The organism is Lysinibacillus sp. NPDC048646, assembly GCF_050272295.1.
Taxonomy (GTDB): Bacteria; Bacillota; Bacilli; order Bacillales_A; family Planococcaceae; genus Lysinibacillus.
This window is the reverse complement of the sequence record NZ_JBNNLZ010000011.1, coordinates 1-18,255: the sequence shown is the minus strand read 5'-3', so window position 1 is coordinate 18,255 and position 18,255 is coordinate 1. Positions and strand designations below refer to the sequence as shown.

16 protein-coding genes and 1 rRNA gene are annotated in these 18,255 nt (G+C 38.2%); 3 read left to right on the top strand and 14 right to left on the bottom strand.

The window, feature by feature from the left end:
• Positions 1-4: 4 nt before the first annotated feature.
• From ACQKII_RS13205 to ACQKII_RS13190, 4 genes are all read right to left on the bottom strand, one after another.
• Complete coding sequence (locus tag ACQKII_RS13205) at positions 5-1,312, bottom strand: transglutaminase domain-containing protein (RefSeq protein ID WP_427460057.1); 1,308 nt, start codon at positions 1,310-1,312, stop codon at positions 5-7.
• A 138-nt stretch (positions 1,313-1,450) separates the two neighbouring features.
• Entirely contained in the window at positions 1,451-2,605 is a 1,155-nt protein-coding gene (locus tag ACQKII_RS13200) for a transglutaminase domain-containing protein (protein WP_427459906.1), read from the bottom strand.
• A gap of 268 nt (positions 2,606-2,873) precedes the next feature.
• Positions 2,874-3,134: a metal-sensitive transcriptional regulator gene (locus ACQKII_RS13195; RefSeq protein WP_427459904.1), complete on the bottom strand. Its 261-nt coding sequence runs from the start codon at positions 3,132-3,134 to the stop codon at positions 2,874-2,876.
• A gap of 92 nt (positions 3,135-3,226) precedes the next feature.
• Positions 3,227-3,934, bottom strand: coding sequence for a glycosyltransferase family 2 protein (locus tag ACQKII_RS13190; RefSeq protein ID WP_427459902.1), 708 nt, complete (start codon positions 3,932-3,934; stop codon positions 3,227-3,229).
• Positions 3,935-4,094: 160 nt separating this feature from the next.
• On the opposite strand from ACQKII_RS13190, the gene ACQKII_RS13185 reads away from it, so the two are divergent.
• Positions 4,095-6,038, top strand: coding sequence for an SEL1-like repeat protein (locus ACQKII_RS13185; protein WP_427459900.1), 1,944 nt, complete (start codon positions 4,095-4,097; stop codon positions 6,036-6,038).
• Positions 6,039-6,640: 602 nt separating this feature from the next.
• Here the strand turns inward: ACQKII_RS13185 and ACQKII_RS13180 are convergent.
• The 6 genes from ACQKII_RS13180 to ACQKII_RS13155 all read right to left on the bottom strand — a co-directional run bounded on the left by ACQKII_RS13180 (position 6,641) and on the right by ACQKII_RS13155 (position 11,778).
• Positions 6,641-7,045: a hypothetical protein gene (locus ACQKII_RS13180; protein ID WP_427459898.1), complete on the bottom strand. Its 405-nt coding sequence runs from the start codon at positions 7,043-7,045 to the stop codon at positions 6,641-6,643.
• A gap of 77 nt (positions 7,046-7,122) precedes the next feature.
• Positions 7,123-8,496 carry an ATP-binding protein gene (locus ACQKII_RS13175; protein ID WP_427459896.1) on the bottom strand — a complete coding sequence of 458 codons (1,374 nt, stop codon included), beginning with the start codon at positions 8,494-8,496 and terminating at the stop codon, positions 7,123-7,125.
• Positions 8,493-9,164: a response regulator transcription factor gene (locus ACQKII_RS13170; protein ID WP_427459894.1), complete on the bottom strand. Its 672-nt coding sequence runs from the start codon at positions 9,162-9,164 to the stop codon at positions 8,493-8,495. The genes ACQKII_RS13175 and ACQKII_RS13170 overlap by 4 nt, the downstream gene beginning before the upstream one ends.
• Positions 9,165-9,220: 56 nt before the next feature.
• Positions 9,221-10,318: a DUF1648 domain-containing protein gene (locus ACQKII_RS13165; RefSeq protein WP_427459892.1), complete on the bottom strand. Its 1,098-nt coding sequence runs from the start codon at positions 10,316-10,318 to the stop codon at positions 9,221-9,223.
• Positions 10,319-10,322: 4 nt separating this feature from the next.
• Positions 10,323-10,718 (bottom strand): GntR family transcriptional regulator, encoded by a 396-nt coding sequence (locus ACQKII_RS13160; RefSeq protein ID WP_427459890.1) that lies wholly within the window; start codon positions 10,716-10,718, stop codon positions 10,323-10,325.
• 172 nt (positions 10,719-10,890) lie between these two features.
• Positions 10,891-11,778, bottom strand: coding sequence for a LysR family transcriptional regulator (locus ACQKII_RS13155; RefSeq protein ID WP_427459888.1), 888 nt, complete (start codon positions 11,776-11,778; stop codon positions 10,891-10,893).
• Between the two features lie 124 nt (positions 11,779-11,902).
• Here ACQKII_RS13155 and ACQKII_RS13150 point away from each other — a divergent pair, with 124 nt between their 5' ends.
• A complete protein-coding gene (locus ACQKII_RS13150) occupies positions 11,903-12,565 on the top strand; it encodes an O-methyltransferase (protein WP_427459886.1) in 663 nt (220 codons plus the stop codon).
• A 128-nt stretch (positions 12,566-12,693) separates the two neighbouring features.
• Here ACQKII_RS13150 and ACQKII_RS13145 read toward each other — a convergent pair whose 3' ends face one another.
• The 3 genes from ACQKII_RS13145 to aceA form a co-directional block, all read right to left on the bottom strand.
• Complete coding sequence (locus ACQKII_RS13145; RefSeq protein ID WP_427459884.1) at positions 12,694-13,863, bottom strand: pyridoxal-phosphate-dependent aminotransferase family protein; 1,170 nt, start codon at positions 13,861-13,863, stop codon at positions 12,694-12,696.
• 314 nt (positions 13,864-14,177) lie between these two features.
• A complete protein-coding gene (gene aceB, locus ACQKII_RS13140; protein ID WP_427459882.1) occupies positions 14,178-15,776 on the bottom strand; it encodes a malate synthase A in 1,599 nt (532 codons plus the stop codon).
• 111 nt (positions 15,777-15,887) lie between these two features.
• Positions 15,888-17,171, bottom strand: coding sequence for an isocitrate lyase (aceA, locus tag ACQKII_RS13135; protein WP_427459880.1), 1,284 nt, complete (start codon positions 17,169-17,171; stop codon positions 15,888-15,890).
• Positions 17,172-17,385: 214 nt separating this feature from the next.
• Here aceA and ACQKII_RS13130 point away from each other — a divergent pair, with 214 nt between their 5' ends.
• A complete protein-coding gene (locus tag ACQKII_RS13130; protein WP_427459878.1) occupies positions 17,386-18,057 on the top strand; it encodes a LytTR family DNA-binding domain-containing protein in 672 nt (223 codons plus the stop codon).
• Positions 18,058-18,161: 104 nt separating this feature from the next.
• Here the strand turns inward: ACQKII_RS13130 and rrf are convergent.
• Positions 18,162-18,255 (bottom strand): 5S ribosomal RNA (rrf, locus tag ACQKII_RS13125); the annotation flags it as partial.

Below are 18,255 nucleotides of genomic sequence, written 5' to 3'. Positions count from 1 at the left end.
CAAGCTATAGTGCCATTTTCTTCAGTTCATCTGTCATGAAGTAAAGATAGCCATCCTTTACGAATAGATCCTTGGTTTCTTCACGATTCAATACTTGTTCACCACTACCATCAGGGCGAATTTTCGATAAATATGCGCCGTGTGAATAATTACTGTAGTATAACCAACCATCTGCATAAACAATATACTGTGCTCGTGAGCTTGTAATACGCTTCGATTTACCTGTAGAGATATCGAGCACATACAATTTATTGTCATCAGAGACATTGCTATAAAATAATTGTTGCCCTGTTTGTGCAGGAAAGTCAATATCATGGTAGTAGCTATAAATAGTACTCGTTGCTTTCGGATAATCAGCTGCAATCCATGTATGATCACGTGCCATTGTTCGATCATCAACTAAAAAGTATTGGTATCGTATAATACCCTTACGATCTGGCACTGGATCATTCCACGTTGTATCAAGGTGATACCATTGACCATTCAGTTTCACTAAGTTCCAAGCATGTCCTTCCTGTCCAACATAGCCGACAATATACTGCGTCTCGATACCAAGTTTTTGTAGCATTGCATGTGCTAGTAATGCATAACCCTGGCAAACACCACCACGCTCAGCTAACACTGTATATGCGCTATGTGGACTCGCTTTCGTATTATCAGTATAAGCGGTGTTTGATACGATATAATCATTGACCGCCTTCACTTTCTCTACATCAGTCTTCGCGCTCTTATTAAGAGTAGACACGATCTCTTGAACATTCATCTCCACATAAGCTGCTTGCTCAGGAGTCATTAAATAACTTTGTTCGCCGTAAATTGTGGCCTGTTTTTTTCCGTATTCATATCGAATAGAGTGTTTACTAATATGGCCATACACATAATCATCTCGTTTAATGGCACTGTCATAGGCCTCCTCTACTAGCTGCTCTATGCGTTGTGTGCTGCCTTTATATTGAATTTCGAATGTTGGTGAAAAACTACTGTAATAAGCATACATTGCATCTGCCAATTCTTTAGCATTCGTTACAACGAGCTTGGCTTCAGGTTTCAGCGCTGGTGCAGTCGTGGCCACTAACTCAGCTGCATCATTTCTATCTTCTATTGGGGTGGCTGTTTCGATTGAGGCATCTTCTGAAAGTTTTGCTGTGACATCCACGATTTTGTCTTTTGTTGCTAGAAGCATCGTTTGAATGTCATCGTTATTTGCCCATGTCTTGATTTGCTGCACTGTTGCTTTACCAGCCGTATATATAGGATCAATAAAAATAATTAAAATAACAATTATAGCTAATTTTTTCCACAAAATCCTCACCTCCAACCGTATTCCTACTTACATTATATACAAAAAAAGCACAAAGAACTCACATGGAAGCCCTTTTGTGCTTAGAAATTATGGATGATTTGTAAATGAGGCTTTGAAATCTTTACTCAGCAACTTTTTATCTATATATTAATCAATTTTCAGCTTTTGCTCTTTTGCATTAATCTTGTAAATTAAATTATTATCTCTAATCATTAAATCCGATACCGGTTGTTTCACTAGCACACCAGTCTTTAATGTTTTTAAATTCAGCTTCGTTAAGTACCCACCATTACTATAGTCGCTATAATAAAGATTGTCACCAACACCTGTAATATACAGTGCACGATTATCAATAACCTTTGTTTTCTTACCAGTCACTAAGTCAAGGTTATACAACTTGTCATTGTCCGCTGTATTACTAAAGTACAGCGTGTTATTGATCTGATATGCAAAATGTACATTTTGCATATAGCTATAGGCTGTACTTGTTGCAACAGGATAATCAGAAGCAATCCAAGAATGGTCTTTCTTTAACTGTGCATCCGTAACTAAAAAATAATCATACGAAGATGCGCCTATTCGGTTTGGTAATGGGTCATTCCATGTTGTATCTAAATGATACCACTTGCCATCAAGTTTCACCATATTCCAAGCATGGCCTTCACCACCGTTGACATAACCTACTACATACTGTGTTTCAATACCAGTTTGCTCTAACATTTTATATGCTAGTAATGCATAGCCTTGACATACCGCTTGCCCTTCCATTAATAATGCATATGCACTGTGAGGACTTGCTTTTGTTTTAGCTCCATATGTTGCATTCGAAACAATGTAATCATTAACAGCTTTTACTTTTTGGAATGATGTCATAGAAGGCTTTATAATCGTTTTTAATACTTGATCAACCTTCTTCTGTACCGTGGCTTCTTGTGTTTGATTCGTGAGATATTTCACTTTAAATGTCACGTTACCCTTGGTGTCTGAGGTAATAGAAACATTTTCCAAATGTCCACTCGCATAGGTTGCCTGTTTCTGCGCTTTTTCTAATGCCAGCATAATATTTTTATTGAAATCAGCCATTGGCCCACTATATGTAACTTTAATTTCCGTAGAAAAGTTATTCATCTGTTGTGCTACTTCATTTATGAGGTTATCCCAAGCAGTTACCTTTGAGCTGGACATTACATTGTAAGCACTTTTAGGGGAAGTCTCGACTGTATCGATTTTTGCATTTTGTGCATAAGCAGCTGTTGGGCTTAACAACAATACTGCGACACCACTTAGCAACCATTTTTTCATAATAATTTCTCCTTCCCATTTATAATTATTCTTATAATAATTATAAAGGAAAAAGTAACTATAAATCTATCGTACAAGTTCACTACATATGACTTTTTTCCAAAATTATATATTTATGAATATAGGTGTTTAAGCTCACTTTCACAACATTGATACTAAAGTACATCATTTTTCTGCACAAAATAAAAAAACCCACCATTTGCAGTGAGTTCTCTCTTTTATATTAATGTTAGCGGTTGATGATGCTTACGATGCCGGCCTCAAAAATTTAACGGCTTTTTACAACTAAATTTACAGCTTCTTGAATTACTTCATTCATTTTTTCGCCGTCACCTTCAGCATTTTGTACACATTCTAGAAGATTCGTACTAACGATTACGCCAACTGTACGGTCGACAGCTGAACGTACCGCTGATAGTTGTGTAATTACCGCCTTACAATCCTTTTCTTCGTCCATCATTTTTAAAATACCGCGTAACTGACCTTCCATCCGCTTTACACGATTTTTCACTTGATCTGAATATTCCACATTCATTCCCCCTTCTTTTTATACTCGCTACGTTCCATTGAGTAATTATCATTTTTATCCTAGCCCAATTGGTCGAAAATACACCTGTAATGTTACTTTCTCCTTGGTTTTAAATAATTCAAAAGCATTTTTGCAATAACTGTACTTGCATTGATAACTTCATCATACTGAATGACTGAGTTTTTCTTCAAGCGTAGCTGACCAATTTCTACTTCAAAAATTGGACATTTTCTTTTAAGTGCAGTTATCAGCATATTTGTATCGTACTCAAAGCGATCACCTTTCACTTCCATTAGCCATGGCAACTCTTCTATCGATATGTAACGTAAACCAGTTTGTGTATCCATGAGTTTTCTATGAAAAAGCAACTCAAAAAACAGGCTTGTCGCACGATTACCCCAATATGAGGCAAACGTACTATCGGTCGAATGAAAATTACGTACTCCTAGCACAATTCCTTCAGAAAATACCTTGGTCATCGTTAAAACTAGTTTCACATCGTGTAAGGTATGCTGACCATGTGCACCTAAAGTTATAACACCTTGAAAACGACCTTTTTGCGCCCAGGCATAAGCAAAGGCTGTTTTTAATGCGCCACCTTTCCCAATATTCAGGTCATGCTGCAATACTCGACAATTATCAATAGTTTTCAATTCATCAAAAATACCGGCATATTTTTGATCACTGCCATCATTTACTATAATAATTTGTGTGATTGTAGTGGCTAATAGTTGATGCACATAGGTTACAAACGATTGTTGCGGATTATATGCTGGAATAATAGCTGCAATATTTTTCATCACTCAATCCCCCAAATGGCTATAAACTAACCCTTATATCAAATAGTATCATGTAACGAGGACAATTCAACTGATGAAACCCTTTGAATAATATTAATAACTTCATTATCTTCCCGATAAATGAAAAAAGAGACTGTTTTCGTCATTTATTGAAGTAGGGGTGAGTACTATCGTCATACAATATGAAATACTACGTGAACAATGTAAAAAATTGCATGCATTGTCCCTCACAAATTTAGCTAAAAATTTACAAGGTGCTAGTACATCGACAGTAACAAAACCGGCCGTGTCCTTGCAAAAGTCACGGCTTGTACTCGAGGAGATTTTATACGAGATTTATAAGCTAGAAATGCATGCCGAACCCAAGCAAAAAAGTATTCGAGCATTCATGAATAATCGCAGCTTTATAGCGAAAATTCACCCCCGACGCATTTATTTATTAATGAATCTTGTCCGAAAAATGACAATTATTAATAGTAATAGCATTGTTGAAGCGAAGGCAGCAAAAATTGTTCTCGACTATATTAGTGATATTATTGAATGGTTTATCAATCATTATGATTGTAGTTTTAAAGCTACTATATCCGCACGAAAAGGTTCTCTATTTGAAGATATGATGCCCCCGTTTGACATTAATATCCTCCTTCAGGAAGACCAACCAACAGATGACTACGAATATGCTGCCAATTGGTTTGAATTAGCAGCAAACGAGGGCAATGCCAGCGCACAATACAATTTAGCTGTCCTTTATAATCACGGACGTGGTGTAAAGAGAGACTATAAAATTGCAAGAATGTGGTATGAAAAAGCTGCGGCTCAACAGGATGCAAACGCCCTTTATAGCTTAGGTGTCCTCTATCATTTAGGGCAAGGGGTAGCCCAAAATTATGATGAAGCTGCACATCAATATAAAGCTGCGGCTGATTTAGGTAATGCCGATGCACAATACAATCTCGGCGTACTTTACAATCAAGGACTTGGCATGCCTATTAATTTTTCCGAGGCTGCTAAGTGGTATGTTTTAGCTGCAAACCAAGGGAATACAAGTGCTCAAAACAATCTCGGCTTTCTCTATCATAACGGAACTGGTGTAGCACAAAGTTTTGAAGAAGCTATAGCCTGTTTTGAAATGGCTGCATTAGCTGGCGATGCAAGTGCACAGTACAATCTAGGCTATATGTATATAAAGGGACGTGGGATTGCACAAGATTTTCACGAAGCCGCAAGATGGTTCCACTTAGCTGCATTACAAGATCATACTAATGCTGAGTTTCAATTGGCCATGCTATACAACACAGGGCAAGGATTACAACAGGATTCTGTCGAAGCTTTAAAATGGTTTAAACTTGCGGCGCATAAAGGACATATTAATGCGCAGTATTGCCTTGGTGTACTATATGAAAAAGAAAAAAATAGTACACGTGCTGAGAAATGGCTACAGCTCGCTGCTAATAATGGTCATATTAATGCAGGCTATGAACTTGGGCGCCTTTATGTAAATCAACTTCAGCAACCTGAAAAAGCGTTACACTACTTTAAAGTAGCGGCAGAAAAAGGCTATCTGGAAGCTCAATTTCAGCTAGGATTGTTATATGCAACTGGTGATGGTATCACACTAAACTATCCTGAAGCTGTTAAATGGTGGCGTGCTGCTACAGACCAATCACATATACGCGCTGAATATCAGCTAGGGTTGTTATATGAGCAAGGACTAGGCATCACACAGGATTTAGATGAGGCACGGCGTTGTTACCGACTAGCGGCTATACAAGGACATGCGGGCGCACAATATCAACTTGGTAATTTATATGACAAGGGGGTAGGTGTCGAGCAAGACTACACGGAAGCAGCAAAATGGATCGAACAGGCTGCAGCCAAAGGACATACTAAAGCACAATTCCAGCTTGCTCAAATGCATAGTCACGGACAAGGCGTACCAAAGGATTTTGCAAAGGCTGCTCAGCTTTATCGACTGGCTGCCACTCAAGGTCACCAAAAAGCACAATTCCAGCTTGGTATGCTCTACAAAAAAGGCCAAGGCGTTGCACAGGATTATAGCGAGGCAACACGCTGGCTAAAAAAATCGCTAGAAAAATTACAGTAATTAATGATTGCAGGCATAAATGCGCCCAGATTTTAAATTGTGTTCTCACAATTCAAAATCTGGGCTTTTGTAGGTGAATTTTAATTAAGCTAAAACTTTTTTATCATCAGTTTTATAAAAGCTTCTGCCGCTTTACTTAAGTATCTATCATTACGGTATCAAGTTCGCATATTGGCGCGTTTTCAATAATATAGCCACCTTAATTTCGATCATAGCGGGTGTCTTCTTCCTGAATGAAACAATCGAGGTATATCATATTATTGGTACCTTTATCATACTAGTCGGCGTGACGGGAACGATTTACTGCAAAAAAATAAAAAAAGACAGTTGAAGATAGTTTGCTACATTGAAGCTACGATAAGAAGACTTGGGTATGCAGAATATGCCGTCGAAGTCATCTTTTTAGTATCCATTGCTTTCTTGAATACGCTTCTAATTGTCATCTTTAATGTTCGTTAAAAATCAATTTACTCCCACTTAAAAAGAACAGAGAAACCCCGAATAGGGCAACTTTGATATGTTCCCCATTAGGTCTACGGGGAGCATATTCAGTTTCCACTATTCGAGGTTCCGTTCATTCCTCAACTAGCAAGGGTATTTCATTAATGTTTCATTTCTTCTTTTTGATTAATCATAAATGTTACCACAATAAATAATGCAAAACTAATTAATAAAGTTGTCCCACCTACAATAAAGAAAATCATTGTAAATGTATTACTAAAATGAAATGGATTGATATTGTAGAACCACATACCTAATGTTAAACCAAAAACACCGAAAATTGCCGTCCAACCATGTGCTGCGACTAATTTTTTAGATTTCACTTTGAAAGCACGGTAGAAAATTCCCCAAGCAAACATACTTAACCATCCGACAAGTAAAATGTGTGCATGTATTGGTCGATACTCATAGCTACCTGAACCTGACATATGTGAACCTAAGTACGTACCTAATAATGCAAAAATAGCAGCCAGTCGTATAAGGCGTAAACTCCATTGTTGTTCCATACGATAATTCCTCCTAAGTTTTCTTCAACTTACTTAGAAGTTTACCGAGTGAATATGAACTTTACATGAACTCTTCATTACAATTTTGGCAAGCAAATTCGGACCTTTGTACCCGAATGAAGAGTACTCTCCATCTGTACTTCGCCCCCATGCAACTCAGCAATTTGCTTAACAATTGCTAAGCCAAGACCAGTTCCCTGTTTTGTTCTTGATTCATCAGCTCGATAAAAACGATCATATACCTTTTCCAATTGCTCTGCTGTCATACCAATGCCACTATCCTGGATTTGAACTTCGATAAAAGCCCCATGTTCTTGCAAATGAATATGGATTTCTCCACCTTCAACATTATATTTAATGGCATTTGTCAATAAATTATCCCATACATTCTGCAATAGCCCAGCATCTCCATCATACATAACAGCATCTAGCTGATACGTTAACTGCACACTGGCTTCCTCTAGCTGCCAACGGTATTTACGCACCGTATCCTTCAATTGTTCGTCCACACGATATGGTTCACGTTTCAATAACCTTGTTGATTGGTCGAGGGAGGTCAGCAATAGTAATTGCTTCGTCAATATCGAAAGCCGCTTCGTTTCTAACTCAATAATCGTAGCGTATTCCTGTCGTTCCTTTTCTGAAAGCAGGGGATTTTTCAGCAAATCCACATAGCCTTGAATATTTAATAATGGTGATTGAAAATCATGAGATACATTGCTAATAAATTCCTTGCGGATCCTATCATTTTCCTGTAATTTCCCCGTCATCACATTAAAGCTATCAGCCAGTTGCCCAATTTCATCCGCACGCTCTATCTCTAGCAACGTATCGAACTTCTCATGTGCAAGCCGATGTGTCGCCTCTGTTAATTGTGTAATAGGACGAATTAACGCCTTTGCAAAAAGTAGCATGGCTAGCAAGCTCAATACTGCCATAACAAGAATTAAACCACCTAGTATTGTATGCACCTCTGAAAACAATAGGCGAATATCCGGTCGAATAAACAATGCATATTGCTCATTTTCATACGTAAAAGGCACCCCTATTGTGTTAATCAGTTCATTGGCAAAAAAGCCCGTCACAAAAGTCTCCTTCGGAAAATCACGCATACCGTGATAAATTCCTCCGTCTAATACACGCTGAATAACACTGGATGACAACGTTTTCTCTCGATATTCTCCACCGTAATAACGACCATCTTCGCCGGTTGTGACATAAATTTGATAACCAATTTCTCCGAGGGTCGTTAGATAATTATCTAAATCTCCCGGGGTAGCTGACTCGATATATGCTGCAATATCTGTCGCAATGTTAACATTCTTTGTATCATTTTGTTCCTTCGTCACTTGATGATAATAAGTATTTGTCATTAAAAAACCCATACACAAACTGCCAATCATGATGAGCATGGTCGTAACAACAAATTTACTATATAACGTTTTAATCATGCTACAACCTCTAGTTTATAGCCTACGCCACGTACTGTTGTAATCTCCACCTTTGTATCATACCGATGTAATCGCTCACGAATCCTCTTCACATGTGTGTTTAGCGTCTGTTCATCTCCATCATAATCATAGCCCCAAACTTGTTCCATTATCATACTACGTGTAAATACCTGATTCGGGCGTGACGCTAGAAGTGCTAATAATTCAAATTCTTTTAATGGCAAAATAAGTGTGTCTTCACCAATACCAACCTCAAAGCTTCTACGATCAATTATCAGTTTTCCAATTTGGACAGTCCCCTGATTTTTCTTATCAAGTCTACGCAAAATTGCTGCTATGCGAAATAGTAGCTCTTTTGGTTCAAACGGTTTGACTACATAGTCATCCGAGCCTGCCAAAAAACCACGTTCTTTGTCTTCAAGCTCGCCCTTTGCCGTTAATAACAATACCGGTATGTCATAATCCTGACTCAATGTTTCCGTGAGTGTAAAACCATCCATACCTGGCATCATTACATCCACTACAGCCAGATCAGGCAAATTTGCCTCAAGCAATTGTAACGCCTGTTCTCCATTTTCTGCCCGTAATACCTGATAGCCTTCACGTGTTAAATAAATATTGATTAATTGTAAAATATGCACATCATCATCAACAACTAAAATCTTCACTCATTCTTACCTCCATTCAAAAAGGGGCCACTACCAAGTGTAGTAACCCCTTTATTTTATAATGAAAATATAGAAATCAACAATAATATAACTAATGGTAATACAATTACGATATAGCCCCGTGGATTCGCCAAATTCATTGTCCATCCGACACCAAAGCGTTTCTCTACAAAAACGGATGGGTCCTGGGAATTCATATAAATCAGTCCACCCTTCCAATAACGATCCTCATCCACATCCATTACTTCTGACACTACATTGTCTACATAACTCAGTCTCAACTGACGTTTCTTCCATACGTAAAGAAGTAGTGAACCCAACACCAGTACCAGAAAAGCAATAAACACTGGTAATAATTTTTTCCCTTCAGCTATCGAAGGGTAAATATTACTTAGCTGCAATACTGTCAATAATACAGTTAGTGCATAGCTTAATAGCATAATGTACCAGCTCATATATTTTCGTGTTTTTAACTGATCTTCTAAAGACTCCTCTTGGCGATTGACAGCTAATTTTATCGCTGAATTCTTAACGGAATCCGCAATGCCCCACATCATACACTGCATCATCAGCATAATAAGCGGTAGAGAAATCACACTAAAATACGTTTTCCTTTTCCAAGTATCGACCTCTCCGGTAGGACCCCAATGCACGGCAATAGCATTTGGTATTTGGTCATAATGCAGCCATGTGAATATTATTAAAAATATAGTCACCCCTATAGGTACCATATAGAATGTCCAAGGGAGCATTTCATCACGACTATGAGCAGTTAAATCCACTGCACGCACTTGCTTTAAATTCATCCCCCAGTGCTCACCCTTTTTCAATTTAGTGATCTTCTGGTGATTCAACCAGTACAGCACCATACTCACTGCAAGCATTCCAAATAAAATTACAAGTAAGAGAGTACCTTGTGCGATTTCTGAAGGCGCAAACATCCAATTTATAACGAGCAATATGACTAAGAATACTACACCAGTAATCCCCACTATTTGTGCATAACGCTTTTTCACAATACTTAATGTTGGATGTTTTACATGTTGTTCAGGTACCGTTACACCGAATACAATTGTCTCTCGCACTAAATATGGCACAAATACTTGCAAAGCCAATGTCATAATATACGAAATTGTAAAAACAGCTAGTAGCATCTTGCTACACTCCTTCTGCCGGCATTTGTAAATCAGCAAAGACCTTTTTCATCATACACTCAATTTGGTCTACAGTGGCACCAAGCACCATTCCCTCCGCCACAAGAGGCTTTAGATTTTTCTCAATTTGTTGTAATTGCCCAGGTGTTAATGCGCGTTCCTCCGCTGAACGAATAATTGCCCCCGATTTTGCACGAATCGTTAAAATACCTTTCGCCTCTAGCTCATGATAACTTTTATTCACTGTATGCATATTAACACCTAAGTCAGCCGCTAAATTACGTACCGATGGCAATGTATCACCTGGCTTCATTTTTCCTCTTGCAATCCCTTCAATAATTTGCCGTGTTACCTGCTCATAAATTGGCACGTCCGACTGTGGCTCTATTTGAATTAACATTCTTATCAGCTCCATGTTTGTTATACAAATAATATAACAAATAGATGTCACAATTGCATTGAAATGAACAGCTGATAAACATGAGCTATCCGCCATAATAAAGAAAAAAACTAGAAAATGGTAAGATAAATGATTTGGCGTCGATTTATTGGGACTAGTTCCCTTAGCAGGTTCATAAAGAACTTTTTATTGTTTCTATAAATTTTTGTACAAGTAAGCTATGTTTTTCATCCTTTCTTGTACAAATTGCGATTTTATGTTTAATAGCTACATGTTCGACATAAACTCTCGCCAATTTACCACTATCTACATATTCGCGAACGGCTAACGATGAAATAAAATTTGCACCATAACCAGCCATTACCGAACGAATGGTTTCATTAATTCCGTTAAATTGCAGGGCAATTTTTGGAGGTTTTACTTGATACGTTTGGCATAAAGAAAAAAGGTGTTCCCTCATCGAACTTCCTTCTTCACGCATAATAAATGGTTCTTTCACCATATCAGCTAATGAAATGACTTGATTGGCATAAGGGTGATCTGCAGATACAACAAACCAAAGTTCATCTTCAAATAGCTCTTCCCATGTTACTTTTTCGGATCTTTCTGACACCCCGCCTCCGTAAATAGCAATATCAGCTTTATAATGCATTAGTTGTTCTAACGCATCCTTCGTATTAGTAGTTGTAATAATTAAATTTACATCCTCATTCGCACCTTTAAACGTGGTTGCCCATTTAGGAATTAAAAAATTCGCTGGTAAATAAGTAGCAACAAGATGGATTGTTCCTGCCTTGGCAAGCCGATAATCCTCAATAAATGATTCAATATGCTTTTCAAGCGAAACAAGTTTTTGTGCTTTTTCAGCTAAAGCTGCCCCGAATTCAGTTAACACAACGCCTCGCCCCTGTTGCTTAAATAATGGAACTCCAATTTCATGTTCAAATTTTTTAATTTGGCTAGAAACAGCAGGTTGACTAATACACATCAATTCAGCTGCTTTTGTAAAACTCCCTGTTATCGCTACTTGATAAAATAATTTTAAGCCATGTATATTCATGTTTTCACCTCTACCCATAACAAATAGTTATGAATGAATAATAATAATATATTTTTATTATGATTCATTCTATCATACACTTTTGTTGCAAGAACAAAAACACAATAGAAAAGAGGGCACTGTTATGTTGAATAACGTTTGGAAATATGTGGATGAATACTTTATAGATAAACTAATACCGTTTGATGAAACACTTGAAGGAGTATTACAAACGAATAGAGAGGCTGGCATTCCAGAAATTGATGTCTCACCAACACAAGGTAAACTTCTATATCTACTAGCTAAAATCAAAGGAGCTAAAAATATTCTAGAAATTGGCACCCTTGGTGGTTATAGTAGTATATGGTTTGCGCGTGCTCTCCCTGAAACAGGTAAAGTATATACGCTTGAAATTGAACCAGAGTATGCGAAAATAGCTGAACAAAATATTCAAAAGGCAGGTTGCGCAAATAAAGTTGAAGTGATCGTAGGAAAAGCATTGGATACTTTACCTACCCTAAAAGATAAATGCCCTTTGTTTGATTTAATTTTTATTGATGCAGATAAGCCCAATAATCCACAATACTTGAAATGGGCATTGGAATTAGCGAATCATGGGGCACTTATAATCGGTGATAATGTCGTTCGTAACGGGGAAGTGATTGACGAAAAAAGTAAAGATGAACGCGTACAAGGTATACGTCAATTTATGGATTTATTAGAAAATGAACCTCGCATCGAATCTACAGCCATTCAAACAGTTGGTAACAAAGGATACGATGGCTTTGTAATAAGTATTGTAAATTAGCTCACATCGCGAAAATCATGTTATAGACTAGACATCAACTTTTCTTTCGATGAGTCACAGTAACCAAATATAGAATGTTCCCAGTAAAAAAGCTGTGTCACAATTAGTTGGACACAGCTTTCTTATATCTATTTCGTAGTAACTGCCAATTCCTCTTTTAATCGGAAAATAGCCTTTTCTACATCTACTACTTTTCCTAATTCATTTAGTGATTCACCGATTAACTTTACTGCTTCTTCAAGCATCACTGGCGTGGTGTTCCCCATATGCCCAATGCGGAATGCCTTGCCAGCTAAATGTGCTAATGAACCTGCTACTATCACACCTTTTTCCGCTAAATTTGCGCGGAATTTTCCGTCCTCTATCCCTGTTGGATACAACAAGCAACTCAGCGTGGGTGCAGCTACCGCTTCTTCTGCGAGTGCTTCCATCCCATACGTAGATAAAGCCGCCCGCACTGCACGGCCATATGAAATATGACGGGCCTCTCGCTTCGTAATACCTTCATCTAAGACAATGTTCATCGCCACATCATACGCATAAATTAAATTAACAGGCGGTGTTGCAAAGTATTTTCCAGGGTCATTCATTACCGGAATCCAGTTTGTAATATCACTATAATACGCAGGAATAGTCCCTAATGCCTGACGTGCCTTTAAAGCTGATTGGTTGAAGGCAATTATGGCTAAACCTGGTGGTACACCAATGGCCTTTTGTGAACCAGTTAACACTACATCTAATTTGTAGTCCGGATGACCGAATTCTTTGCTCATATTTTCATCAAGCGCTGCCGTTGCGACAACGCCGTCTAATATTACAAGTGCACCTGTTTTTTTTATGATTGGCACTAATGCATCTAAATCTGATACTACACCTGTAGATGTATCTGCATGCGTAATTGTTACAGCCTTAAAATGGCCCTCTGCTAATTTTGCCTCAACTGCCGATACCTCAACTTGTTTACCCCATTCTGCTTGAAGCACCTCAACATTGATACCATATGCAGTTGCTAGTGGTGTAAAACGATCACCAAAGTAACCATGGCTAATTACAAGAATATTTTCGCAGCTACCCACTGTATTGACAATTGCCATCTCCATTGCTAATGTTCCAGACCCAGCTATTATAAAAACCTCGCCATCCGTTTGAAACAGTTCCTTAGTTTTTTCTAATGCATTTTTATAAATGCTAACGAAACGCGGATCTGTATGACCTCTCGTTTCATTTGCTAATGCATCGTATATTTCATCTACTACTGGTGTTGGTCCAGGAACTAGCAACATTTCTTTATTACGCATCTCTTTTCCCCCTTATGTTATACGTGCTCCATTCTCATATGTTTCTTCAATAAATATCTTAATATCCTCTAAATTATATAAAAAATGCCCTATGAGCTCCCCATCTAAGCTCACAAGACATCTTTCATCCCTTTTTAAATCTCTTTACTTATAATTTATAAGTAGACCCCTTTTATTGAAACTATGCTCATTTTCTTTCGGTAAGGAACGAGGGAACAGACCCCGCTCGTTACATCAGTGATATAAAGTGGACTGCATTCGAGTTCAGCCCATTGTACTAAAGTTGGACATGTTCGTTAGTAGATTCACATCAATTAATTTAGTCTTTCATAGCCTGGAAGTGTCAAGAATTCCACGAATTCATCTTGCTCAATTAAAGATTTAAACAGTTCAGCAGCTTCATCATAGCGACCACTGTTATAAGCCTGCTCCCCAACAGCCTCTTTAATTTTCACAAGCTCCTCTTCCAAGATTTCTAGCACAAATGCTAGTGTAATACCACGTCCGTCATCTAAAATACCTTTTGGGTGACGGATCCATTGCCAAACTTGTGTACGAGAAATTTCTGCTGTCGCAGCATCCTCCATCAGATTATTAATCGGTGCGGCACCATTGCCTCGTAACCAAGAAGCAATATACTGAACCCCTACACTACAGTTAATACGAAGACCTTCAATTGTAATTGTACCTTCTGGAACAGCTACTAAATCTTCTGCAGTCACGCTTACATCCTCACGCTTTTTATCGATTTGGTTTGGCGTTTTCATAATTGCATCAAACTGCTCCATTGCTGTTGCAACCATGCCTGGATGTGCTACCCAAGTACCATCATGACCATCGGTTGCTTCACGACGCTTATCTTCAGCAACCTTCGCAAATGCTACTGCATTGGCCTCATCATCACCTTTAATCGGTATTTGCGCTGCCATACCACCCATCGCAGGTGCGTTGCGTTTGTGGCATGTTTGAATACATAAAGAAGTATAAGCTTTCATGAAAGGTACCGTCATCGTTACCTGACCACGATCAGGTAAAATCACATCAGGTTGATTGCGTAAACGTTTGATATAGCTGAAAATATAATCCCATCGTCCACAGTTCAGACCAGCTGAATGTTCACGTAGCTCATATAAAATTTCATCCATTTCAAAAGCAGCTAAAATTGTTTCGATTAAAACTGTTGCCTTAATCGTGCCTTGCGGAATGCCGATGTATTCTTGTGCAAAGATGAATACATCATTCCATAAGCGAGCCTCTAAATGACTTTCAAGCTTCGGAAGATAGAAGTAAGGACCTGTACCTTTTGCCAGTGCATTTTTTGCATTATGGAATAGATATAGACCAAAGTCAAAGAAGCTACCAGATATCGGTTCACCGTCTACTTGCACATTCTTTTCAAGTAAATGTAGACCACGTGGACGTACTAATAAAACGGCTGTTTCTTCGTTCAATTTATATGTTTTACCATTTGACTCTTGTGTAAATTCAATTGTCTTATTAATAGCATCACGCATATTAATTTGACCGCCAATCATGTTTTCCCATGTCGGTGAAGATGCATCTTCAAAGCAAGCCATAAACATTCTTGCACCAGAATTTAACGCATTAATAACCATTTTACGTTCAACTGGCCCTGTTATTTCTACACGACGATCCTGTAAATCTGCAGGAAGTTGTGCAATTGACCAATCTCCCTCACGAATTGTCTTAGTCTCTGATAAAAAGTCGAGTTTTTCACCAGCATCAAGACGTTTTTGACGTTCTTGGCGAACATCTAAAAGTTCTTTACGACGAGCATCAAATTTTTCATGCAGGGCAAGAACAAACTCAAGGGCTTCCGGTGTCAAGATTTCTTTTGTTTGTTCATTTTGTTCCCCAACAATTTTAAGCTTACCTGTAGTTGCTTGTTCCATCAGTAGTTTCCCCCACCTCTTGCGATTTTAAGTGCAGTTCTCCCCCGCTTAGGAGGTGCGGAGGAAACTGAGCTATGATTATGAATTTAGGATTCGATGTACTTTTCTATCTTATACGAACTGTTCTGTTTCTGTAGAACCAGCCATAGCAGTTGTTGAAGATGTACCACCTGAGATAACTTGTGATACATCATCAAAGTAACCAGTACCCACTTCACGTTGGTGACGAGTAGCTGTATAACCTTTTGATTCAGAAGCAAACTCAGCTTGTTGTAGCTTAGAATATGCAGCCATTCCGTTATCTTTATAGTCATGTGCAAGCTCAAACATAGCGTGGTTTAGAGCATGGAAGCCAGCTAGTGTTACAAATTGGAATTTATAACCTAACTTACCAAGTTCACGTTGGTATTCAGCAATTTCTTCTTCTGAAAGATTAGCCTTCCAGTTGAATGAAGGTGAGCAGTTGTATGCAAGCATTTTTCCTGGGAATTCAGCATGGATTGCTGTTGCAAATTCACGCGCTTCTTCAAGTGATGGTTTAGAAGTTTCGCACCAGATTAAATCAGCATATGGTGCATAAGCTAAACCACGAGCAATCGCTTGCTTAATACCTGGTTTTGTACAGAAGAATCCTTCTGGTGTACGTTCGCCAGTGATAAATTCAGCATCACGTGGATCAATATCAGACGTTACCATATCAGCAGCATCCGCATCTGTACGTGCGATTAAAATTGTATCAACGCCCATCACGTCTGTTGCAAGACGAGCAGCGATTAAGTTGCGAACAGCATTTTGTGTCGGTAGTAATACTTTACCTCCTAAGTGTCCACATTTTTTCTCAGAAGCTAATTGGTCTTCTAAGTGAACACCAGCAGCACCTGCTTCAATCATCCCTTTTACAAGCTCGAATACATTTAGAGGTCCACCGAAACCTGCTTCAGCATCTGCTACGATTGGTGCGAACCAATCAAAATTGTCTACACGACCTTCAGCATGGTCAATTTGATCAGCACGTTGTAATGCTTGATTAATACGTTTTACTACAGCCGGTACAGAGTTTGCTGGATATAATGATTGGTCAGGGTACATTTGACCAGAAAGGTTAGCGTCAGCAGCCACTTGCCAACCTGATAAGTAGATTGCTTGTAATCCTGCTTTAACTTGTTGAACCGCTTGGTTCCCAGTTAAAGCACCTAATGCATTGATGAATGGCTCTTCATGTAAAGAGTTCCAAAGTCGTGAAGCACCTTTAGTTGCAAGAGTTTGTTCAATTACAACAGAACCCTGTAATTTTACTACTTCTTCAGCCGTATATGCGCGTTCAATACCCGCCCAACGTGGGTTTTCTGCCCATTGTTTTTCTAAAGTTTGGATTTTTTCTTGACGTGTTGACATATTGAAATTCCACCTTCCCCTTTGTGTACAATATACTCTGTTAAAAAACTTTTAAACATCTGTTCCATAACAGGTTTATTTGTTGTAGATTAATATATAACAGAACATCTGAATTTTCACTATTTTTAGATAAAAGGCCGAATTTTTATGATGAAACCACTTTTTTCTGCGACGAAATTTGGTAAACTGTTTACAAACAAGGGGGTTATTCACAATGAATGTTGAGCACAATTTATCACCAAAAGATATTTCACAACAGTTTATTACGATGTTAAAAGACTGGATTCCATCCAATTCATCAATCGCTATTGCTGTTCAAAACACTTATATCTATTTTCATTCTGGCCATCAAAATATTCATTTGGAGGTAGGACAGCAAGTTCAACCTGGTAGTATTGCAGAGAAGGTATTAAACACTAAAAAACGGACAGATGCCATTTTAGATAATTCTCTTTTTGATATTCCTTACTACGGGATAGGTTATCCGATTCATATTCAAGATGTTCCAGCAGCACTTGTAGTAGTGTTACCTTCAACCTTCTCTGTTCAGAAATTAGAACCTTTTCAATTTTTAACTGGCAAACAGGATGAAGATTGGAATCCTGTTGCAATTGAAAAAATATCCCACATCGAAAGTCTTCAGAAAAAAACGTGGTTTTATGTAGAGGGGGAACAGTTTAAAACAAGCATTACACTAAAAGAATTACAAATGCGTCTACCGTCATTCTTTATTCGCATTCACAGATCCTATATTGTTAATATTCATTTTATAAAAAAAATGTCACGTGATCTCACTTCAAATTTTATTGTCACGTTAAAAGATGGAAGTGAATTGCCGGTCAGCCAATCCTATATCAATACTCTCCGCAATGCCCTTGAATTTTAAAGATATAATATAAAAACAGCTGCTCCATGAATTTTCATTCATAAGGGCAGCTGTTTTTTGTAATATAATAAAAGCCTGAGATTTAACTCTCAGGCTTTTTGTGTGCCTAGCGACGTCCTACTCTCACAGGGGGAAGCCCCCAACTACCATCGGCGCTAAAGAGCTTAACTTCCGTGTTCGGTATGGGAACGGGTGTGA

Excerpts from the sequence above, each read along its gene's own strand:
- ACQKII_RS13180 (WP_427459898.1), bottom strand. The coding sequence starts at position 7,045 with ATGGAACAACAATGGAGTTTACGCCTTATACGACTGGCTGCTATTTTT.
- ACQKII_RS13165 (WP_427459892.1), bottom strand. The coding sequence starts at position 10,318 with ATGCTACTAGCTGTTTTTACAATTTCGTATATTATGACATTGGCTTTG.
- ACQKII_RS13190 (WP_427459902.1), bottom strand. The coding sequence starts at position 3,934 with ATGAAAAATATTGCAGCTATTATTCCAGCATATAATCCGCAACAATCG.
- ACQKII_RS13200 (WP_427459906.1), bottom strand. The coding sequence starts at position 2,605 with ATGAAAAAATGGTTGCTAAGTGGTGTCGCAGTATTGTTGTTAAGCCCA.
- ACQKII_RS13175 (WP_427459896.1), bottom strand. The coding sequence starts at position 8,496 with ATGATTAAAACGTTATATAGTAAATTTGTTGTTACGACCATGCTCATC.
- ACQKII_RS13150 (WP_427459886.1), top strand. The coding sequence starts at position 11,903 with ATGTTGAATAACGTTTGGAAATATGTGGATGAATACTTTATAGATAAA.
- aceA (WP_427459880.1), bottom strand. The coding sequence starts at position 17,171 with ATGTCAACACGTCAAGAAAAAATCCAAACTTTAGAAAAACAATGGGCA.
- aceB (WP_427459882.1), bottom strand. The coding sequence starts at position 15,776 with ATGGAACAAGCAACTACAGGTAAGCTTAAAATTGTTGGGGAACAAAAT.
- ACQKII_RS13145 (WP_427459884.1), bottom strand. The coding sequence starts at position 13,863 with ATGCGTAATAAAGAAATGTTGCTAGTTCCTGGACCAACACCAGTAGTA.
- ACQKII_RS13155 (WP_427459888.1), bottom strand. The coding sequence starts at position 11,778 with ATGAATATACATGGCTTAAAATTATTTTATCAAGTAGCGATAACAGGG.
- ACQKII_RS13160 (WP_427459890.1), bottom strand. The coding sequence starts at position 10,718 with ATGTTAATTCAAATAGAGCCACAGTCGGACGTGCCAATTTATGAGCAG.
- ACQKII_RS13130 (WP_427459878.1), top strand. The coding sequence starts at position 17,386 with ATGAATGTTGAGCACAATTTATCACCAAAAGATATTTCACAACAGTTT.